At 68.1% G+C, this 16605-nt stretch carries 23 protein-coding genes; 5 read left to right on the top strand and 18 right to left on the bottom strand.

The window, feature by feature from the left end; genetic code table 11:
• Positions 1 to 84 precede the first annotated feature (84 nt).
• Both ACFWF1_RS18525 and ACFWF1_RS18520 read right to left on the bottom strand, forming a co-directional pair.
• Positions 85 to 1170: a PLP-dependent cysteine synthase family protein gene (locus tag ACFWF1_RS18525; protein WP_379291134.1), complete on the bottom strand. Its 1086-nt coding sequence runs from the start codon at positions 1168 to 1170 to the stop codon at positions 85 to 87.
• Positions 1167 to 1520 (bottom strand): DUF4229 domain-containing protein, encoded by a 354-nt coding sequence (locus ACFWF1_RS18520; RefSeq protein WP_379291136.1) that lies wholly within the window; start codon positions 1518 to 1520, stop codon positions 1167 to 1169. The genes ACFWF1_RS18525 and ACFWF1_RS18520 overlap by 4 nt, the downstream gene beginning before the upstream one ends.
• A 183-nt stretch (positions 1521 to 1703) precedes the next feature.
• Here ACFWF1_RS18520 and ACFWF1_RS18515 point away from each other — a divergent pair, with 183 nt between their 5' ends.
• Together ACFWF1_RS18515 and ACFWF1_RS18510 are read left to right on the top strand one after the other, a co-directional pair.
• On the top strand, positions 1704 to 1913 hold the full coding sequence (locus ACFWF1_RS18515) for a BldC family transcriptional regulator (protein WP_040739417.1): 210 nt from the start codon (positions 1704 to 1706) through the stop codon (positions 1911 to 1913).
• Positions 1914 to 2031: 118 nt separating this feature from the next.
• On the top strand, positions 2032 to 2241 hold the full coding sequence (locus ACFWF1_RS18510; RefSeq protein WP_379291138.1) for a hypothetical protein: 210 nt from the start codon (positions 2032 to 2034) through the stop codon (positions 2239 to 2241).
• A gap of 28 nt (positions 2242 to 2269) precedes the next feature.
• On the opposite strand, the gene ACFWF1_RS18505 is transcribed toward ACFWF1_RS18510, so the two are convergent.
• The 9 genes from ACFWF1_RS18505 to hemL all read right to left on the bottom strand — a co-directional run bounded on the left by ACFWF1_RS18505 (position 2270) and on the right by hemL (position 9842).
• Positions 2270 to 2482 carry a hypothetical protein gene (locus tag ACFWF1_RS18505; protein WP_357385491.1) on the bottom strand — a complete coding sequence of 71 codons (213 nt, stop codon included), beginning with the start codon at positions 2480 to 2482 and terminating at the stop codon, positions 2270 to 2272.
• 233 nt (positions 2483 to 2715) lie between these two features.
• On the bottom strand, positions 2716 to 2991 hold the full coding sequence (locus ACFWF1_RS18500) for a hypothetical protein (RefSeq protein WP_379291140.1): 276 nt from the start codon (positions 2989 to 2991) through the stop codon (positions 2716 to 2718).
• Positions 2992 to 3141: 150 nt separating this feature from the next.
• On the bottom strand, positions 3142 to 4110 hold the full coding sequence (gene ccsB / locus ACFWF1_RS18495) for a c-type cytochrome biogenesis protein CcsB (protein WP_379291142.1): 969 nt from the start codon (positions 4108 to 4110) through the stop codon (positions 3142 to 3144).
• 2 nt (positions 4111 to 4112) lie between these two features.
• The gene (locus tag ACFWF1_RS18490) at positions 4113 to 5774 is read right to left on the bottom strand and encodes a cytochrome c biogenesis protein ResB (RefSeq protein WP_379291144.1); all 1662 of its coding nucleotides are present in this window, start codon (positions 5772 to 5774) and stop codon (positions 4113 to 4115) included.
• Positions 5771 to 6613, bottom strand: a complete 843-nt coding sequence (locus ACFWF1_RS18485) for a cytochrome c biogenesis CcdA family protein (RefSeq protein ID WP_379291146.1) — start codon at positions 6611 to 6613, stop codon at positions 5771 to 5773. Before ACFWF1_RS18485 ends, ACFWF1_RS18490 begins: the two co-directional genes overlap by 4 nt.
• A gap of 28 nt (positions 6614 to 6641) precedes the next feature.
• Positions 6642 to 6806: a hypothetical protein gene (locus tag ACFWF1_RS18480; protein ID WP_379291148.1), complete on the bottom strand. Its 165-nt coding sequence runs from the start codon at positions 6804 to 6806 to the stop codon at positions 6642 to 6644.
• Between the two features lie 77 nt (positions 6807 to 6883).
• Complete coding sequence (locus ACFWF1_RS18475; protein WP_379291150.1) at positions 6884 to 7525, bottom strand: TlpA disulfide reductase family protein; 642 nt, start codon at positions 7523 to 7525, stop codon at positions 6884 to 6886.
• On the bottom strand, positions 7522 to 8148 hold the full coding sequence (locus tag ACFWF1_RS18470; protein ID WP_379291252.1) for a histidine phosphatase family protein: 627 nt from the start codon (positions 8146 to 8148) through the stop codon (positions 7522 to 7524). The genes ACFWF1_RS18475 and ACFWF1_RS18470 overlap by 4 nt, the downstream gene beginning before the upstream one ends.
• Before the next feature lie 356 nt (positions 8149 to 8504).
• The gene (hemL, locus tag ACFWF1_RS18465; RefSeq protein WP_379291151.1) at positions 8505 to 9842 is read right to left on the bottom strand and encodes a glutamate-1-semialdehyde 2,1-aminomutase; all 1338 of its coding nucleotides are present in this window, start codon (positions 9840 to 9842) and stop codon (positions 8505 to 8507) included.
• A 164-nt stretch (positions 9843 to 10006) separates the two neighbouring features.
• On the opposite strand from hemL, the gene ACFWF1_RS18460 reads away from it, so the two are divergent.
• A complete protein-coding gene (locus ACFWF1_RS18460) occupies positions 10007 to 10390 on the top strand; it encodes a hypothetical protein (RefSeq protein WP_379291152.1) in 384 nt (127 codons plus the stop codon).
• A gap of 7 nt (positions 10391 to 10397) precedes the next feature.
• Here the strand turns inward: ACFWF1_RS18460 and ACFWF1_RS18455 are convergent, their stop codons facing one another.
• From ACFWF1_RS18455 to hemB, 6 genes are all read right to left on the bottom strand, one after another.
• Positions 10398 to 10634 carry a hypothetical protein gene (locus ACFWF1_RS18455; protein ID WP_379291154.1) on the bottom strand — a complete coding sequence of 79 codons (237 nt, stop codon included), beginning with the start codon at positions 10632 to 10634 and terminating at the stop codon, positions 10398 to 10400.
• 125 nt (positions 10635 to 10759) lie between these two features.
• Positions 10760 to 10999 carry a hypothetical protein gene (locus ACFWF1_RS18450; RefSeq protein ID WP_379291156.1) on the bottom strand — a complete coding sequence of 80 codons (240 nt, stop codon included), beginning with the start codon at positions 10997 to 10999 and terminating at the stop codon, positions 10760 to 10762.
• Between the two features lie 54 nt (positions 11000 to 11053).
• Complete coding sequence (locus ACFWF1_RS18445; protein ID WP_379291158.1) at positions 11054 to 11302, bottom strand: hypothetical protein; 249 nt, start codon at positions 11300 to 11302, stop codon at positions 11054 to 11056.
• Positions 11299 to 11841, bottom strand: a complete 543-nt coding sequence (locus ACFWF1_RS18440; protein ID WP_379291159.1) for a hypothetical protein — start codon at positions 11839 to 11841, stop codon at positions 11299 to 11301. The genes ACFWF1_RS18445 and ACFWF1_RS18440 overlap by 4 nt, the downstream gene beginning before the upstream one ends.
• Positions 11842 to 12153: 312 nt before the next feature.
• The gene (locus tag ACFWF1_RS18435) at positions 12154 to 12678 is read right to left on the bottom strand and encodes a hypothetical protein (protein ID WP_379291161.1); all 525 of its coding nucleotides are present in this window, start codon (positions 12676 to 12678) and stop codon (positions 12154 to 12156) included.
• On the bottom strand, positions 12675 to 13652 hold the full coding sequence (hemB, locus tag ACFWF1_RS18430; protein WP_379291163.1) for a porphobilinogen synthase: 978 nt from the start codon (positions 13650 to 13652) through the stop codon (positions 12675 to 12677). Before hemB ends, ACFWF1_RS18435 begins: the two co-directional genes overlap by 4 nt.
• Positions 13653 to 13897: 245 nt before the next feature.
• Between hemB and ACFWF1_RS18425 the strand changes: the two genes are divergently transcribed.
• A complete protein-coding gene (locus ACFWF1_RS18425) occupies positions 13898 to 14707 on the top strand; it encodes a hypothetical protein (protein ID WP_379291164.1) in 810 nt (269 codons plus the stop codon).
• A gap of 6 nt (positions 14708 to 14713) precedes the next feature.
• The gene (locus tag ACFWF1_RS18420) at positions 14714 to 15796 is read left to right on the top strand and encodes a tetratricopeptide repeat protein (RefSeq protein ID WP_379291166.1); all 1083 of its coding nucleotides are present in this window, start codon (positions 14714 to 14716) and stop codon (positions 15794 to 15796) included.
• A 34-nt stretch (positions 15797 to 15830) separates the two neighbouring features.
• On the opposite strand, the gene ACFWF1_RS18415 is transcribed toward ACFWF1_RS18420, so the two are convergent.
• On the bottom strand, positions 15831 to 16565 hold the full coding sequence (locus ACFWF1_RS18415; protein ID WP_379291167.1) for a 14-3-3 family protein: 735 nt from the start codon (positions 16563 to 16565) through the stop codon (positions 15831 to 15833).
• Between the last annotated feature and the right edge of the window lie 40 nt (positions 16566 to 16605).

Genomic DNA, 16605 nt, shown 5'->3' with positions numbered 1-16605 from the left:
CCGGCACAGCACGAAGGCCACCTTCGATCGGGTGTATGTCCCGAATGAAGGTGGCCTTCGGTTGATCAGGGCGGCTCGGAGCCGTCAGCCCGCCCACTCGCCGGTGGCGGCGAACTTGTCCAGGATGGCGGTCGGTTCGACCAGGCTCAGGCCCTGCGACTCCACCCAGGCGTCGTCGAAATACGTTCCGGCATAACGATCTCCGCCGTCACACAGCAGGGTGACCACGCTGCCACCGCGACCGGCGGCGAGCATCTCGGCGATGATCGCGAACACGCCCCACAGGTTGGTGCCGGTGGAACCGCCCACCCGGCGACCGAGCACCTTGCTCGCATACCGTGCTGCCGCAATGGATCCCGCGTCGGGCACGCCGATCATCCGATCGACCACCTGGCCGACGAACGACGGCTCCACCCGCGGGCGGCCGATTCCCTCGATGCGCGAAGACATTCCGGTCTCGTAGCCCGAGTCGGCGGTCTCGTAGCCGCCGTAGAACGCGGAGTTCTCCGGGTCGACCACGGCCAGTTTCGTTGCGTGCCTGCGGTATCGGATGTAGCGGCCGATGGTGGCGCTGGTGCCGCCGGTGCCCGCGCCGACCACCACCCAGTCCGGCACCGGATGCGACTCCAACGTCATTTGCTCGAAGATGGATTCGGCGATGTTGTTGTTGCCGCGCCAGTCGGTGGCGCGCTCGGCGTGGGTGAACTGATCCATGTAGTGGCCGCCGCATTCGGCGGCCAGCCGCGCCGCCTCGGTGTACATATCGGGCGGGCGCCGCACGAAATGGCAACGGCCACCCTGCGCTTCGATCAGCGCGATCTTCTGCGGCGAGGTGCTGGCCGGCATCACCGCGACGAAATCCAGGCCGAGCAGCTTCGCGAAGTACGCCTCGCTCACCGCGGTCGAGCCCGAGGAGGCCTCGACCACCGTGGTGCCCTCGGTAACCCAGCCGTTGCAGATCGCGTAGAGGAACAGCGATCGGGCCAGCCGATGCTTGAGGCTGCCGGTGATGTGGGTGGACTCGTCCTTCAGATACAGCTCGACGTTCCACGCGACGGGCAGCGGATACCGCAGCAGGTGGGTATCGGCGCTGCGCTGAGCGTCGGCGTCGATCAGCCGGACCGCGTTGTCCACCCAGTCGCGCGGGCTGCTGCGATCACAGGACTTCACGATGCCCCCTGATTGTCCTCAGGGCCATCGCCGCGCAACCGGGCCCGCAGTTGCGCCTTGTCGTGGCGGCGGCGCTCGTCCACCACCGCGATGTCCTCGTTGACTCGCACGCGCAGCCGTTTGAACAGCAGCAACGACAGCGGCATGGCGATGATCAGGGCGAACAGGGCGGCGACCACCAGTGGGATGTCCACCTTGACCAGCCGGGCCAGCCCCACGATCAGCAGCGTGATCACCACGACCAGGGCCAGCCTTGCCACCGTGTACAGACCGAGGTTGCGGGCAAGGCGCTGACCCGCGCCAGCGGTTTGCTGTCCTGGAGCACCATCCGGTGGAGTTGCGTCACTCACGTCGCTCAGCCTATGCGAAGCTGTTGCCCGCCCTCAGCGCGCGCCTGTCGCCGAGGTCGGCAGCATATCCGATTTGTCTATTACTTCCCCTTTACCAACAGTAGGTGGTTCGAGTACCTAGGGGTTTCAGTGCAACGATGACGCCATCTGATGAGGGAACTGTCGAGAACGGAGAGGTTTGCTATGAGTGCGATCACCGTCGGCGGCCAGGACACCCTGCTGACACCAGGGCAGGTTGCTGCCATGTTCCACGTCGACCCCAAGACGGTCACCCGATGGGCTCATGCCGGGCGTCTCGGGTCGTTGCGCACACCGGGCGGACATCGCCGGTTCCGCGAATCAGAGGTAATGCAGCTGCTCAAGTCGCTCACCACTGAGGCGACCGCACGCTGACTGCGGGCCGCGCGGGCCCATCGTGCCGGGGCCCGCGCCCACCCGGCGTATCTATTTCACGTCTGCGGTGTGCGAGAGCTACGCACGGGACTACCCTCGTAACCAGGAGGTGAGCGACGTGACGTACCTGTTGGCACTCATCGCGGTCGTGGCAGTCGCGGTGTTGTGCTGGAAAGCGTTCGGCCCCGAGAGAACTGCCGGACCGTCCGCAACCCACTCGCGTTCACCGCAACGCAAGCGCGTCGTCGGACCTGACGACGACGCCGAGTTTCTCTGGCGGCTATCCCGCCAGCACCGCAACGGAGACTCCGACTCCACCGAGCGCTGAGCACTCGGCCCGGATCCCCTCCCGTGCATTACATCTCACCATCGGCGTAGTTACGCGCGTGCAAGCCCTCGCTCGCCCGCAGTCGATTCGCGAGCATCGCCAGGTAGTGCTGCGCCTCCACGGAGAGCCCGGCCGCCGTCTGCACCAGCTTGCGCAATGCGCCGTCATTCAACTGCTCGACCAAACTCCCGTCCGCGTCGGCCACCGCGGCCGGGAGATAGGTGAAGTAATCGGAATCCAAGAGCCCGCTCCTCAACCGTCTGTGCGCCGGGTCAGCGCATCGCATGTAGACAGGACACGGCGTTTCGCGTAACGGCACGCCGGGCGGCACGTGATCTGCGCCACTTCCAGCAGACTGGCTATCGCCCGAGTAGCTCAGTGACCCCGGACACTTTTCTGAAACCGTACTCTTCGGCCGGACTATTTCCGGTGAAGCCGCGCTAACAATCCCCGCCGGCAGCCGACGATCGGCGCCTACGGATCAATCTGGTCCAGCCGCTCCAGCGCGTCATTCACGCGGGTCGTGGCGGCCACGACCGCCGCGGTGTCATCCACGGTATCCAGGTCGTCCGATTGCGCCTCGAGTGTGGCGCGCAGCGCCTCTCGCTGGGCCTGGTTCGTCTGAGCCGTCAACTGCTGGGCGCTGATCGGGTTGGCCGCCGTCCCGAGCACAGCGTCCGCAGCCTGATTCGCAGCAGCGACGATGGCGGCAATCGCCGCCGCTTCCTGGCCAGCATTATTGGGTTGCACGAGAGCCTCCACGCTTCGATCACTGGCTCCAGTATCAGCCGAATCGGCTCGGGCCGAAGGGAATCAAGGCGACGAGCCCGACTCGAACGGCGAGTCGGGCTCGGCAGGCAGTCCGGCGTTCAGTGCCCTTGTCGCGAATTCCCGCTCCGCTCAGTTCAATCCGGCGTAGGAGTGCAGGCCGCTGATGACCATGTTGATGATGAAGAGGTTGAAGAGCATGGCGACGAAGCCGGCGATGTTGATCCAGGCGGCCTTGGTGTCGCGCCAGCCGGAGGTGGCTCGGGCGTGCAGGTAGGCGGCGTAGAGGACCCAGGCGATGAAGGAGCAGGTTTCTTTGGGGTCCCAGCCCCAGAAGCGGCCCCAGGCGGCTTCGGCCCAGATGGCGCCGAGGATTACGCCTGCGCCGAAGAGGGGGAAGCCGATGATGGTGGCTTTGTAGGCGAGGCGGTCGAGGGTGCGGGCGTCGGGGAGGCGGCGGGCGATGGCGCCGAGGATGTTGTTCGACTCCTGGCCTTCGGGCTGGCGCAGGCGGTAGAGGAACAACATGCTGGAGACGCCGGCGAAGAGGAACACGCCGCTGCCGATGCTGACGATGGTGACGTGGATGGGCAGCCAATACGACTTCAGCGCGGGGACAACGGGAGCCGCGTCGGCGTAGAGGATGGTGCCCGCGAGGAACAGCAGGATGACGACCGGGATGAGCAGGAAGACCCACATCGACCGGTAGCGCTGTTCGCGCAGGAACAGCGCGCCCATCAGCACCGCGGCCGCGGTGGCCATGGTGACGAACTCGTACATGTTGCCGAGCGGGAACCGGTGCGTCGCGAAGCCGCGCAACACGATCGAGCCGATGTGCAGCGCGATGGCGACGACCAGCACCGAGAACGCCATGTTGCCGAGGCGCTCGGACATCGACTTCTCGGGCGGGCCGACGACGCGCCCCGGCAGCGCGGGATCGCTGGCCGGTCCGCCGACCGAGACGAGTTCGCGCTCCGCGACCTGACGGCTGCGCGCGGTGGCGTACTGCCAGATCAGCAGCACGAGCACCAGCGCGTAGACCACGATCGCGGTCTTGAACGAGAAATCGCTGTAGCGCGCGATGGTCTCGTTGATCGGCATCTTCACTCTCCCGTGGTCTTCGCGTCCGCCGCCGAATCGGGCGTGGCGTCCAGCAGGCGCGCGCGTAGTCGGTCGAACTCACTGCCCCAGCCCGCCTGATCGGTCCGAGCCAGCCCGCCCATTTCTACTACGGTGCGTCGTTTGCCCAAGGTACCGGCTGGCTCCTCGGCGGGGTAGACCCGCACCCAGATCCGGCGCCGCTTCACCAGCAGCGACACCAGCAGGCCGAGCATCATGGTCACCGCGCTCACCAGCACCCACTGCTGCGCCGGATCGTGCGACACCTGCAGGTTCGCGAATTCCTGTGCGCCGTCGAAGGTCACCTTGGTGCCGTTGGGCAGGCTGGTCGACTCGCCGGGGCGCAGGTTCACCCTGGCCTCCTTGGTCAGTCGACCCTGCTTGACCTGCTCGGGATCCAAAGCGAACAGCGACTGCGGCTTTCCGGTGTCCAGCCCGGTGTCGCCGCGATAGATGTCGACGGCGACGGCCGGATCGTTCATCGTGGGGAACGACGAGGTCATCAGGCTGCCATGGAAGAGCGCGGTCGGCGCGAACAGGCCCTCGATGGCGATCTGGTTCTTGCGCCGCTCCTCGTCGGTGGCGTACATGCCGCCGGGCGGGTCGATGCGCAGCACACCGCTGGACAGGAAGGTCCGCGCGTCGTCGGGCCGCCACTGCAGCGACTCGGTGCGGGTCTGCCCGTTCGGGAAGGTGACGGTGAAGGTCGGCGCGAAACCGTGGCCCTGCAGGTAGATTCGGTCGCCCGCCACCCGCAGCGGATGGTTCACCTGGATCGCCGTCGAGCGCCAGGTGTTGCTCTGCAGATCGGCGCCGGCCTGGTATTCGATGTTCGAGGTGAACATCTCGGCCTGACCGTTCTCCAGATAGTCGGCCTTGAAGTCCTTGACCCGCACGCAGATCGGCGCCATGCCGGTGCCGTCGTTGACGTTGCCCGCCTTGAACGAGTCGAAGACGGCGGGCGAGGTGGTGCAGAAGCCCGGTCCGTTGTTCGCGATGACGATGACGCTGCCCTCGTAGCCGAACAGCTTGCCGACCGCGATGGCGACCAGCAGGCAGACCAGCGCGAGATGGAAGACGAGGTTGCCGAGTTCGCGGGTGTACCCCTTCTCCGCAGCGAGGGTGATCTCCCCGTCGCGGGTGCCGGGCCTGACCTCGGTTCGCCAGCCGCGCAACTCTTTCCGAACGCGCGCGACCACTGCGTCGGGCGTCTCGTCGGCGCTGCCCGCGTAGTGGTGCGGCAACCGGCTGAGGTTGCGCGGTGCCCGCACGGGCGGGGTGCGCAGCGCGCGATAGTGGTCGAAGCAGCGCGGCAGGATGCAGCCGACCAGCGAAATGAACAGCAGCACATAGATGGCCGTGAACCAGAAGCTGCCGAACACGTCGAACAGCTCGAACCGGTCCATCCACGGACCGAGCGTCGGCCGGTTCGCGATGTACTGATCGACCTTCTGCTCGTTGAGGTTTCGCTGCGGCAGCAGTGCGCCGGGAATCGCGCCCAAGGCGAGCAGGAACAGCAGCACCAGCGCGGTGCGCATGCTGGTCAGTCCGCGCCAGGTGTTGCGGACGAAGGCCCACACCCGGCCTAGGGGTGATTGCCGAGGCACGGGTGCCGGTTCGGTCAGCGGTTTTTCCGTCACGGTCATATCGGCAGCACAACCTCGGAAACGAATGCGTCGCGCACCCAGCCGACGAACTGGTCCCACACCCCGGTGACCAGCGCGGCGCCGACCGCGACGAGCAGCATGCCGCCGATGATCTGGATGGTGCGCGAATTGCGGCGCAGCCAGCCGACGCCGCGCAGCGCGCTGGCCGACCCGAACGCGAGGATCACGAACGGCAGGCCGAGCCCGAGACAGTAGGCGACGATCAACGCCACCCCGCGCGCCGCGGTGGTCCCGTCGGTGCCCGCGGCCACCGCCATCACGCCGGACAGCGTCGGCCCGAGGCACGGCGTCCAGCCGAGCGCGAAGACGCCGCCGAGCAGCGGCGCGCCCGCGATGCTGGTCAGCCTGCGCGGTTCCATCCTGGTGTCGCGCTGCAGCGCGGGGATCAGGCCGATGAAGACCAGACCCATCAGGATGGTGACCACGCCGCCGATGCGTTGCAGCAGTTCACGATTCACGTTCAGCGTTTGAATGACACCGAAAACCGTTGCGGTGGCGAGCACGAACACCACGGTGAACCCGGCGACGAACAGTCCCGCCGCACCGGCCACCCGCATCCGGCCCGCCCGCGCGGCCTGCTTCGCCGACTCGACGGCCACCGAACTCGATTGCGCCCCGGCCGCTTGCGCGGGCGTGGCGGGCGGCGCCTCGGCGCCGACGAGTCCGGCGAGGTAGGACAGATAGCCGGGCACCAGCGGCACCACGCACGGCGAGGCGAAGGACACCAGCCCGGCGAGCAGGCAGGCGCCCAACGCGAGCAGCAACGGTCCGGTCGCGGCGGTCTGCTGGAACGAATCCCCGACGGCGGCGAGCACCATCAGCGCGCCACCGCTGTTACGCGGGGACTCAAGCGCCCTCCCCCTCCGGCGTCTCCTCGGCCGGGTCGGTGTCGCCACGCAACACAACGCGCTGTTCGGTGCTCTCGGCGTCGAACAGCACGCCGAAGTCGAGCAGCGAGTCCGCCGCTACGCTGCGCGGGACGGTGGCGATGCCCTTCCATCGGTCGTCCACGGCCCAGGCACCACCGATTCGGCGGGCGCCCTGCCGGTGGCGACAGGCACGCTGGGTACGGGTACGACGATCGCGATTCACTGTGCTTCCTCCGAGGCGAGTTTTTGAACAATCGGTTGCAGATCGTCGGCCAGCAGGGGGCGCAGGAACACCGCGGCGACGCGGTGCTGACGATCCAAGATCAGGGTGGTGGGAATGACACTGGTCGGGAAATTGCCACCGAGGGCGAGCAGGGTGCGCATGGACGGGTCGTAGATGGACGGGTAACCGACCTTGTTGTCGACGACGAAGTCCTGCGCCTTGTCCTGCTGCGGGTCACGGACGTTGATGCCGAGAAAGGCGACGCCGTTGTCTTTCGTTGCCGCATAGACCTTTTCGAGCGCGGGCGACTCCGCGCGGCAGGGTCCGCACCACTGGCCCCACAGATTGAGTACCACGATTTTGCCCGGGTAATCCTCCACCGAGCTGGTTTTGCCCGAGGTCATCAGGTCGGGTCCGGCCAGCTTGCCGATGGTGCCGCGCGAGCTCGGCGGGTCGTAGAAGATGTCGGTTCTGCCGCCGGGCGAGACGAATTCGAAGGTGCCGCCGGAGGCCACCGCGTCCTTACCGCCCGAGCAACCGGCCAGCGCCGCGACCAGGGCGACGCAGGCGAGCAGGACGGCAACGACCCGCCGTGCCGAGGCGGCAGGCGGAGCGACGGACGCGGTGCGCCAAATCATGCGCCGTGTACCGACGGGTCCGAGCCACCGGCGGGCTCGGAGTACACGATGTCGACGAGCGTGTCGCCCTGGTAGACCAGCGAGGTCAGCGACGCGAGCGAGCACTGGCGTTGCCGCGGGTCGTGCCAGAGCCGCTGGCCCTGCAGGAACCGGCGCAGCGTCCAGACCGGCAGCTGATGCGACACCAGCACCGCCTCGCGCCCGGCCGCCTCGACCCGCGCCTTGTTCACCGCGGCCAGCATGCGGTGCGCGATCTGCAGGTACGGCTCGCCCCAGGACGGGGTGAACGGGTCGCGCAGCTTCCACCAGTGCCGCGGCTTGCGCAGCGCGCCGTCGCCGACGGAGACCCGCAGGCCCTCGAAGGTGTTGCCCGCCTCGATCAGGTTCTCGTCGGTCCGCACGATCAGATGGTGTTGTGCCGCAATCGGTTCCGCGGTTTCCTGAGCGCGCTGCAGCGGCGAGGCGATGACCACGGCGATGTCGTGGTCGGCCAGCGCCCGCGCGACGGCACCGGCCTGCGAGCGGCCGGTGACCGACAGACTGAAGCCGGGCAGCCTGCCGTAGAGGATCCCGTTCGGGTTGTGCACCTCGCCGTGGCGCAGCACGTGCACGATCGTCTCCACCGGCGCGGTGCCACCGTCGTGGCTCCGCTGTTCCTTCGCGGCACTCGGCTTCGGCTCGGAATCCGTTGCGGCGCTGATACTTTCCGCTACCGCGGGATCGGCCGGACCCGATGCGGCGGCGGCGAACTGCGCGCCCGCGTCGATGACGGTCGAATCGGCGTCGGCGTCGACGACCGGCCCGGCGCCAAGGCCCGCGATCGACCCGGCGGCAGGCTCGGTACTCGGCTCGGCGGCAGCGGATTCGGCGACCGGAGCCGCGCCGAGCCCGGCGACCGATCCGGCAGTGTCGGCCGCGGATTCGGTGGCGGACTCGGCTAGGTCGCGCTTGTCGGCATCGGGCTGATCGTGATCGGAGCTCACGCGCGGGATCCTTCGGGAGTGGCGGCCGCGGCCGCGTGTGCGGCGGCGGGCAGGGCGGCGGCGATGCGGTCGAATGCGTCCTCGTCGAGTGCGGCGGAGACGAACCAGGTCTCGAACGCGCTCGGCGGCGCGTACACGCCACCGTCGAGCAGCGCGTGGAAGAAGGCGGGGTAGCGCCAGGTCTCGCTCGCCTTGGCGGCGGCGTAGTCGGTGACCGGGCGTTCGGCGAAGAACACGCTCACCATATTGCCTGCGAACTGCACCTGGTGCGCGACGCCTGCGGCACTGAGCGATTCGCCGAACAACGCACCTAGCCGTTGCGCGTTCCGCTCCAGCGCGGCGTACACCGCGTCGTCGGCGGCGCGCAGCGTGGCCAGGCCCGCGGCGACCGCGACCGGGTTACCGGAGAGCGTGCCTGCCTGGTAGACCGGGCCGAGCGGGGCCAGGTGGTTCATGATCTCGGTGCGGCCGCCGAACGCGGCGGCGGGCAGGCCACCGCTCATCACCTTGCCGAAGGTGTAGAGATCAGCGACCACGCCCTCGCGGCCGAACCAGCCCGCTCGGCTCACCCGGAACCCGGTCATCACCTCGTCCATGATGAGCAGCGCGCCGTGGTCGGCGGTCAGCTTGCGCAGGCCCGCGTTGAAGCCGGGCAGCGGCGCCACCGTGCCCATGTTGCCCGCGGCGGCCTCGGTGATCACGCACGCGATCTCGCCGGGATGCGCGGCGAACGCGGCGGCGACGGCGTCGAGGTCGTTGTAGGGCAGCACGATGGTGTCGGCCGCCTGCGCGCCGGTGACGCCGGGCGAGGTCGGTAGCCCGAGGGTGGCGACGCCGGAGCCCGCGTCGGCGAGCAGCGCGTCGACGTGGCCGTGGTAGCAGCCGGAAAACTTGATGATCTTGGCGCGGCCGGTGTAGCCGCGGGCCAGCCGCACCGCGCTCATGGTGGCCTCGGTGCCCGAGTTCACCAGGCGCACCCGATCCACCGGATCGACGCGCTCGATGATGGCCTCGGCCAGTTCGATCTCCGCCTCGGTGGGCGCGCCGAAGGACAGGCCGCCGACCGCGGCCCGCCGCACCGCCTCGACCACCGCGGGATGCGCGTGCCCGAGAATCATCGGACCCCACGAACACACCAGGTCGACGTACTCGTTGCCGTCGGCGTCGACGAGGGTGTAGCCGTGCGCGGACGCGATGAATCGCGGTGTGCCGCCGACGGAGTTGAAGGCACGCACCGGAGAGTTGACACCCCCGGGGATCACCGAGCACGCCCGGTCGAAGAGCTGAGCAGAAACCGGCACCGATGCGCTGGTCACGCGCGGAGAAGAACTCACGACCTCCAGTGTCTCAGCCCGATCGGAACGGGTCGACGACAGGGTGTAGTGGGCGTGACGTAGACCGCAACACGCCGGGGCACTGTTTACGCCGTATTCGATCGCCCCGAGATTGCTGATGCGTAATCTCGAGCGTCACCATTCATCTGCCCCGGAGGATTTCTATGCGGTTTGCCATGGTCAGTGCTGCTGTTTCCACCGCGCTCGTCGGTGCGGCCGTCGTGTTCGGCGCCGGTACGGCCGCCGCGGTGGAGCCGGTCGCGCAGCCCGATCGGATCGGCCTGCAACTGAGTCATGAGGAGACCAAGTCGATCGCCGACGGCCCGGTTCCGGCCATCGTCACCATGTTCGTGCCGCTCAACCGGATCGGCGTCGGCCTGAAGGCGGACACCGGGATCTACAAGGACGAGAACGGCGGCGTGCACGCGTCGCTGCGGCAGGCGATCATGGAGGCGGCCAATCATCCCGACGGGACGATCACCCTCTTCGTCAACGCCCCTGGCACCCGCAACGGCCGCGTGCTCGACATGTATCAGAACTGGAACTGAGCCACGCTCAGCTGTACATGCACGGCGCCTGGGCCGAAATGGTGTGCAGGTAACACATGAACGCGTTGTACGGGCCCGCGGAACCGGAATCCGGCACCAGCACCGGTGCGTCGACCTGACTCATCGACGTGTCGCCCGCGGGCTCGAGCGGAAGTCCGGGGTTCGCCCCCGCCGGCCCGGCACCGATCCCGATCGCGGCGGTAATCGCCAGTGCGGCACAGACTTTCACAGCAAGCCGATTCATCAAACCCAATCCTAGGTAGTTACACATTGACGGCCGAAATACTAACGGGCGCACACAGATTCTTGTCCGCCTCGCCTGATATGCAGGCCGGACTCGGGTGCCGCGACGCCGATGTTGCTGCGACTCTAAGTGATACCGATGCACCACAGGGCGAAGCCGGTGGTCACCAGGCAGGCCAGCGGGGCCGGTAGGGCATGTAGCAAGGGGGCGGGTGGGGTTTCGATGAGTACGGGCACCACTGCGGTCGGTGGGGCCGGGGAAACCTCGGCGGGGGCGGCGACCGCCGGGGCCACCGTTGCCGCGCCGATCATGCCGGCGGCCGCGGCACCGAGGAGAGTCCGCTTGACAGTGACTGTGGGCTTCATGGGTGCGATATTCCCGCGATCGGCGGGCCGAAACGGTGCTGGCGGCAGTGATCGTCAGCGGGACTGACGCGCACGCACCACGCGGGTCACCGCATCGATCGCGAACAGACCGGCGAGCGCGACCAGCACCGCGGCGAGCAGCAACCAGGGCGCGACGTAGCGGGTCGCGACGAACTCCGGCGCCTGGCCGATGGCGGCGAAGGTAGTGGTTTGAATGCCCTGCTGCCAGCTCAGCACCGCCGCGACGAGACCGAGCACAACCAGGCCGAGTTCGGTGGCGGCCACCGTGATCCAGGTCCTCAACGGTCCACTCCGTTCTCGCTGTGCTTGTCGTCGGTGTCGGGCGTCGGGTCGTCGGCGGGTTCGGGCGCTTGGCCGATGGCCGCGGTCAATGCCGCGCGCAGCGTTCGATGGTCTTTCGCCCAAGCCTGCACCAGGCTGCCGTCGGCCAGCCGTAACCCGATGCCGGTGCGTCGGCGTGGCACGCCGGTCAATTCGCCGAGCGCCCGCGCCTCTTCCCACTCCTCGTCGTCCCAGGCGTCTTCGTCGCGTTCGGGCAGCACCGCATCGATCGACGTGAGTGGCAGCGTCTCGGTGCCGTCGCGCAGCGTGGTCGCGGTGAGTTCGACGCTGACGTGACGCTGCCCCGCGATCACTTGCAGCACCACGAACATCGCGATCAACGAGCCGCAGAAGACGAGGGCGAACCAGTGCACCGAACTACCGGTCGCCATTTCGATGATCAGAATGATGACGCACAGAATGGGTCCATAGGCCACGGTGCGCCAGCGCGCACCCGGCTCGGCGAACAGCACGCCGGAGTCGGCGATTTCCTCGGTCACGCGACGCCCACAGCGTCGCGAATCGACAAGGGGGAAGACAGAATCAGCGAGTGAGGCCAGGCCACAGCAGGGCGACGACGGTCAGCACTCCGAACAGGACCAAGAGGCTCAGCACGGCCAATTCCCGCCGAATGCTCTGCGGCTGTTGGATCACCACTCGCATTGCTGCCTCCGATTCCCCGGAGCCATCTGACTGATTCTCTTACGCAATGCAAGACAACGTCTGACAAACAACTACCGGTTCCCATGTCCACTGTGACAACCCTCACGATACATGCCGACGGTGCCCCGACAAACTTGGGCGCCAACCGTTCACCGTCGGCTCATCTGGAAATAAGCGGTTGCTTCCGGACGATGCGACAAATAGATCGAACCGCCCGCCAGCACCGCCTGCACGATCGCCGCGCCGCCCGCCACCAGCGAGGCCGCCCCGGCCACCGCGCCGAACGCGAACAGTGCGCCGACCCCGATCACCACCAGCCACACGCCGACGATGGTCAGCATCGTGCGCGCCCAGAGCTTGCCGCGCGCGAATTGATGCACGATCAACAGCGCCAGCACGGCGACGCCGAGCCCGATGAACACCACCACGACGTAGACCAGCGCGACCATCAGTTCGGCGCTGGCCAGGGTGACCTGCGGGTCCTTCTCCCTGGCCTGGTCGAACACCTGCTTGGCGAAGGTGTGCCGCTGCGAGAGTGCGGCCACCACCGACGCGATCAGCTGGACCACGCCGAATCCGATGATCCCCCACCACAATTGCCGAGCGGTGCCGACATCCACCGGCATCGGCGCGGGCGAGGGCGCGGCGCCGGCCGGTCCCGGCAGATTCGTCACGACAACCAGTGAGCGGCCTCGGTCGCCCAGTAGGTGAGCACGATGTCCGCGCCCGCCCGCCGGATGCCCATCAGCGACTCGAGGATGGCGCCGCGGCGGTCGATCCAGCCGCGCTCGGCGGCGGCGGTGATCATCGCGTACTCGCCGGAGATCTGATAGGCCGCGACCGGGACGGTCGAGTGGTCGGCGACGTCGCGCAGGATGTCCAGGTAGGACATGGCCGGCTTGACCATGACGATGTCCGCGCCCTCGGCCAGGTCCAGCTCGAGTTCGCGGATCGCCTCCCGGCGGTTCGCCGGATCCTGCTGGTAGCTGCGCCGGTCGCCCTCCAGCGACGAGGCGACGGCCTCGCGGAACGGGCCGTAGAACGCCGAGGCGTACTTGGCGGCGTAGGCGAGGATGCCGGTGTCGGTGCGGCCGACCGCGTCCAGGCCGCGCCGGACCGCGCCGACCTGGCCGTCCATCATGCCGCTGGTGCCGAGCAGGTCGGCGCCCGAGGCGGCCTGGGCCAGCGCCATGTCGACGTAGCGGTGCAGGGTGGCGTCGTTGTCGACGGAACCGTCGGCGGCGAGCACGCCGCAGTGCCCGTGGTCGGTGAATTCGTCGAGACAGGTGTCGGCCATGATCACCGTCGACTCGCCGACCTCGTCGGCCAGCGCGCGCAGGCCGCGGTTGAGGATGCCGTCCGGGTCGCTGGCCTGGCTGCCGGTGGCGTCCTTGTCCTCGTGGCGCGGCACGCCGAACAACATCAGGCCGCCGACACCCGCGGTCACCGCCTCGACGGCCGCTTTGCGTAGCGAGTCCATCGAATGCTGCTGCACGCCGGGCATCGAGCTGATCTCGCGCGGCTCGTCCAGGCCGTCGGCCACGAACATCGGCAACACCAATTGCCGTGGCTCCAGGGTGGTTTCGGCCACGAGACGACGCAGCGCGGGGGTACGGCGCAACCGCCGTGGGCGGTCCAATCCGGTCATAACCGCACGATACGCCCGGCGCCGAGCGGTGTCGCGAGCACCCGTCGGCTCGCGCGGAGGGCGCTTCGGCGCCGACGCGGCAGAGCTGGGCGTTTCGCGACGACAGTAGCTCGATGTGATTGGACAGCATGCACAAAATGGGCCGATCGGCCCTGGATCGACGGTAACGGTGTGTGAAATCACACCTGCCGCGCAGGCCGATGGCGCATACTCCGACAGGAGGGCGAGACCCCCTGGGGGACAGCATGACCGAACCGCACACCGAAATTTCGCTGGCCAGAGCCGCCGACTTCGAGTCGTGGGTCGCGGTACTCCTTTCGGACTGGTGGCCGGTGCTCACCGGTGGACTCACACCACCGGAGACGACCCTGCGCGCGTGGCGGGCCGCCGGCGGCAGCGGGCAGATCTTTCGCGTCGAGTTCATCGCCCGGCAACTGGCCGAGCCCGAGCTGATGGCGGTGGCGCGGCGCGCCTTCGACGACCTCGGCATGGACCCGGACGAGCGCGAGATGACACAGAGCCTGGGCAGGCACCTGGTCGGCCACACCGAGGACGCCACCGTGCAGCTGCGTTTCTCCGATACCGCGCACACCATCTTCCTGCGTCTGCAAAGCAGGCCGTGTCAGGTTTCGGTGGCCGCCGGCCGGCAACTGAGCGCGATGCCCGACGCGACACTTCCGTTCCCGAACACCACGACCGGGCCGATGGACATCCGGGTCGCGCGCAACAGCGCCCGGCACCTGCTCACTCAGCACAGCGCGCGCTTCGCCATTCCGGTCGACCCGTTCCAGCTCGGGCCGCAGGGGCACGTCTCCGATGTGGGCTGGGCGTTCGTCTTCCCCTGGTCGACCACGTCCTGGTACTCCGACGGCACCTCCCCGGTATTGGCACCGGGCACCAAAGGGCCGATCGTGGTGGTGAAGGACACTGGTGACACCTGGTTGCTCGACAGCCTGAGCAGTTACGAATCCCAACTCGCCGCGTACGCCGACACGCACGGTTACCAGCACGGCACGCCCGACCCAGCCGGAAAGGTGCGCGATGACCCGCGCTGATGCCGCATGACCCAGCCCGCTTCGGGTGCCCGCCGGCTGGCCGACGGGCGGCTGCTGATTCCGTGGCAGGGCAAACAGCCGGACGGCACCATCGCCAACGGGATGGTCGAAATCGGGCCGGACGACGACCGATTCGCCGAGTGGAACGCGTCCATCGCCAGCCGGGAACGCGGCGAGCTGCCCGACGACGAGCACCCGGTGGACCCGTTCGGCCTGCAGTTGTTCCGCGACCCGCGCCCCGATCCGGCGCCGACCGCGCACCAGCGCAGGCTCGACACGCTGCGCGCCCTCGCCGAGCGCGGCGACCTCGGCGCCATGGAACAGCTCGCGCAGCTGCTGCGCGACGCGAACGAGCTGACCGAAACCGAGCACTGGTTCCGCCGGGCCGCCGAGCGCGGCAGCGCGACCGCGATGGCCGACCTCGGCCTTTTGCTCGGCACGCACGGCCGGATCGCCGAGGCGGTGCGCTGGCTGGAGTCGGCGATCGCCGCGGGCTGCGCGGGCGCGGACCTGCAACTCGGCCTGCTGCATCTGGAGCGCGGCAAGCTCGACGAGGCCGAGCGGTGGCTGCGGCCCGCGGCCGAGGCGGGCTCGCCGGAGGCGCTGTGCAACATGGGCGTTGTCGCCAATCGGCGCGGCAGCAACGACGAGGCCGAGGAGTGGTACGAGCGCGCGGCCCGCGCCGGAAACCCAACGGCCATGCGCACTTTGGGCCTCTATGTGGCCAGGCGCGGCGACATCCAGCGGGCCGTCGAGCTGCTCACCGAGGCGGTCCGGCGCGGCCGCACCGACGCCATGGCGATCCTCGGCTCGCTGCACCTCGACCACGACGACACCGCGGCGGGTGAGTATTGGCTGCGGCGCGGAGCCGAGGCGGGTGATCCCGACTCGATGTTCCATCTGGCCTTGTTCCTACGCGAGCAAGATGCCTATCCGCTCACCGGCGACCTGACCGAGCCCGGCGTGCTGCGCGCCGCCGCGGCGATCGCGACCGGCCGGACGCCGGCCCAGCAGGAAGCCAGGCACCTACTGGAACGCGCGGCCGCACTGGGCCATCCGCAGTCGCTGAAACTGTTGCACGACCTCTGAGTTCCGACGAGATCAGCGGCGGTCCAATGGCTTATCAACCGAGGGCGGCTTCGTCTCGCCAGCGTTCCGCATTCTCCCGCAGGAGTTGCATGGTCAGGGACGAATACTGGTAGTGATGCTCGGACACGCCGTCCCAATCGGCGACGGCCTTATCGAACGCAGCCGTGGCCATGGCGCACGCCTTCGAGGTGTCCCCGAGTACATCGTGGTAGAAGACAGCGTGATTCAGTGCGATGCCTAGTTTGATCGGATGTGTTGCATCTAGCGATTCGGCGACTTCGGTCGCATTCACGTACCAGTGCGACGCGACGCCCGATGCCTCCTCGCGGGCCGGACCGGTCAGCACCCCGGCTTTGTATCCGCAGTAGTCTCCCTTCATTTTCAGGACGAAAGCCTGCAGCACTTCATCGTCCCTGTAACTCTCCCTGCTGGTGAGGTAGCGATCGATGACCGCCAAGGATTCGTCGCACAGATCGATCAGCTCTCGGCCGATCACGCTGATTTTCTCCTCGATGATGGCAACTTTTTCCGGTGCACCGAGCTGCTTGTGCTTCTCGGCCAGCAGGGTCTGCCAGGAAGTGCGCCTGGCCGCCATCAGCTTGTCGTAGGCGAGCTGGAAAAGCCTTGGCAACTGGGCGTCCAGCGGGAGCCGGTCTTCGTACGCGATCCGTAGGGCGGCCGCCACTTCCGTCACCATGTCGTCGTACCGTTCCGCCCGCTCGCTCAGCTGCGCCCGGTACAACGCATCCTGATACCCCTCGTCCGCCATGTCACTCTTCTCGTCGTGATTGCGGCGTTCCGAATACGAA

The sequence above is a fragment of the Nocardia sp. NPDC060255 genome (assembly GCF_042727395.1).
Lineage (GTDB): Bacteria > Actinomycetota > Actinomycetes > Mycobacteriales > Mycobacteriaceae > Nocardia.
The sequence above is the reverse complement of the archived record's forward strand: the minus strand, read 5'-3'. Positions and strand labels throughout refer to the sequence as shown.

Coding starts and splice junctions, on each gene's coding strand:
- ACFWF1_RS18455 (WP_379291154.1), bottom strand. CDS start 10,634: ATGAATCGGCTTGCTGTGAAAGTCTGTGCCGCACTGGCGATTACCGCC.
- ACFWF1_RS18425 (WP_379291164.1), top strand. CDS start 13,898: ATGACCGAACCGCACACCGAAATTTCGCTGGCCAGAGCCGCCGACTTC.
- hemB (WP_379291163.1), bottom strand. CDS start 13,652: ATGACCGGATTGGACCGCCCACGGCGGTTGCGCCGTACCCCCGCGCTG.
- ACFWF1_RS18490 (WP_379291144.1), bottom strand. CDS start 5,774: ATGACCGTGACGGAAAAACCGCTGACCGAACCGGCACCCGTGCCTCGG.
- ACFWF1_RS18415 (WP_379291167.1), bottom strand. CDS start 16,565: ATGGCGGACGAGGGGTATCAGGATGCGTTGTACCGGGCGCAGCTGAGC.
- ACFWF1_RS18420 (WP_379291166.1), top strand. CDS start 14,714: ATGACCCAGCCCGCTTCGGGTGCCCGCCGGCTGGCCGACGGGCGGCTG.
- ACFWF1_RS18475 (WP_379291150.1), bottom strand. CDS start 7,525: ATGATTTGGCGCACCGCGTCCGTCGCTCCGCCTGCCGCCTCGGCACGG.
- ACFWF1_RS18515 (WP_040739417.1), top strand. CDS start 1,704: ATGAGTGCGATCACCGTCGGCGGCCAGGACACCCTGCTGACACCAGGG.
- ACFWF1_RS18485 (WP_379291146.1), bottom strand. CDS start 6,613: ATGGTGCTCGCCGCCGTCGGGGATTCGTTCCAGCAGACCGCCGCGACC.
- ccsB (WP_379291142.1), bottom strand. CDS start 4,110: ATGCCGATCAACGAGACCATCGCGCGCTACAGCGATTTCTCGTTCAAG.
- ACFWF1_RS18450 (WP_379291156.1), bottom strand. CDS start 10,999: ATGAAGCCCACAGTCACTGTCAAGCGGACTCTCCTCGGTGCCGCGGCC.
- ACFWF1_RS18460 (WP_379291152.1), top strand. CDS start 10,007: ATGCGGTTTGCCATGGTCAGTGCTGCTGTTTCCACCGCGCTCGTCGGT.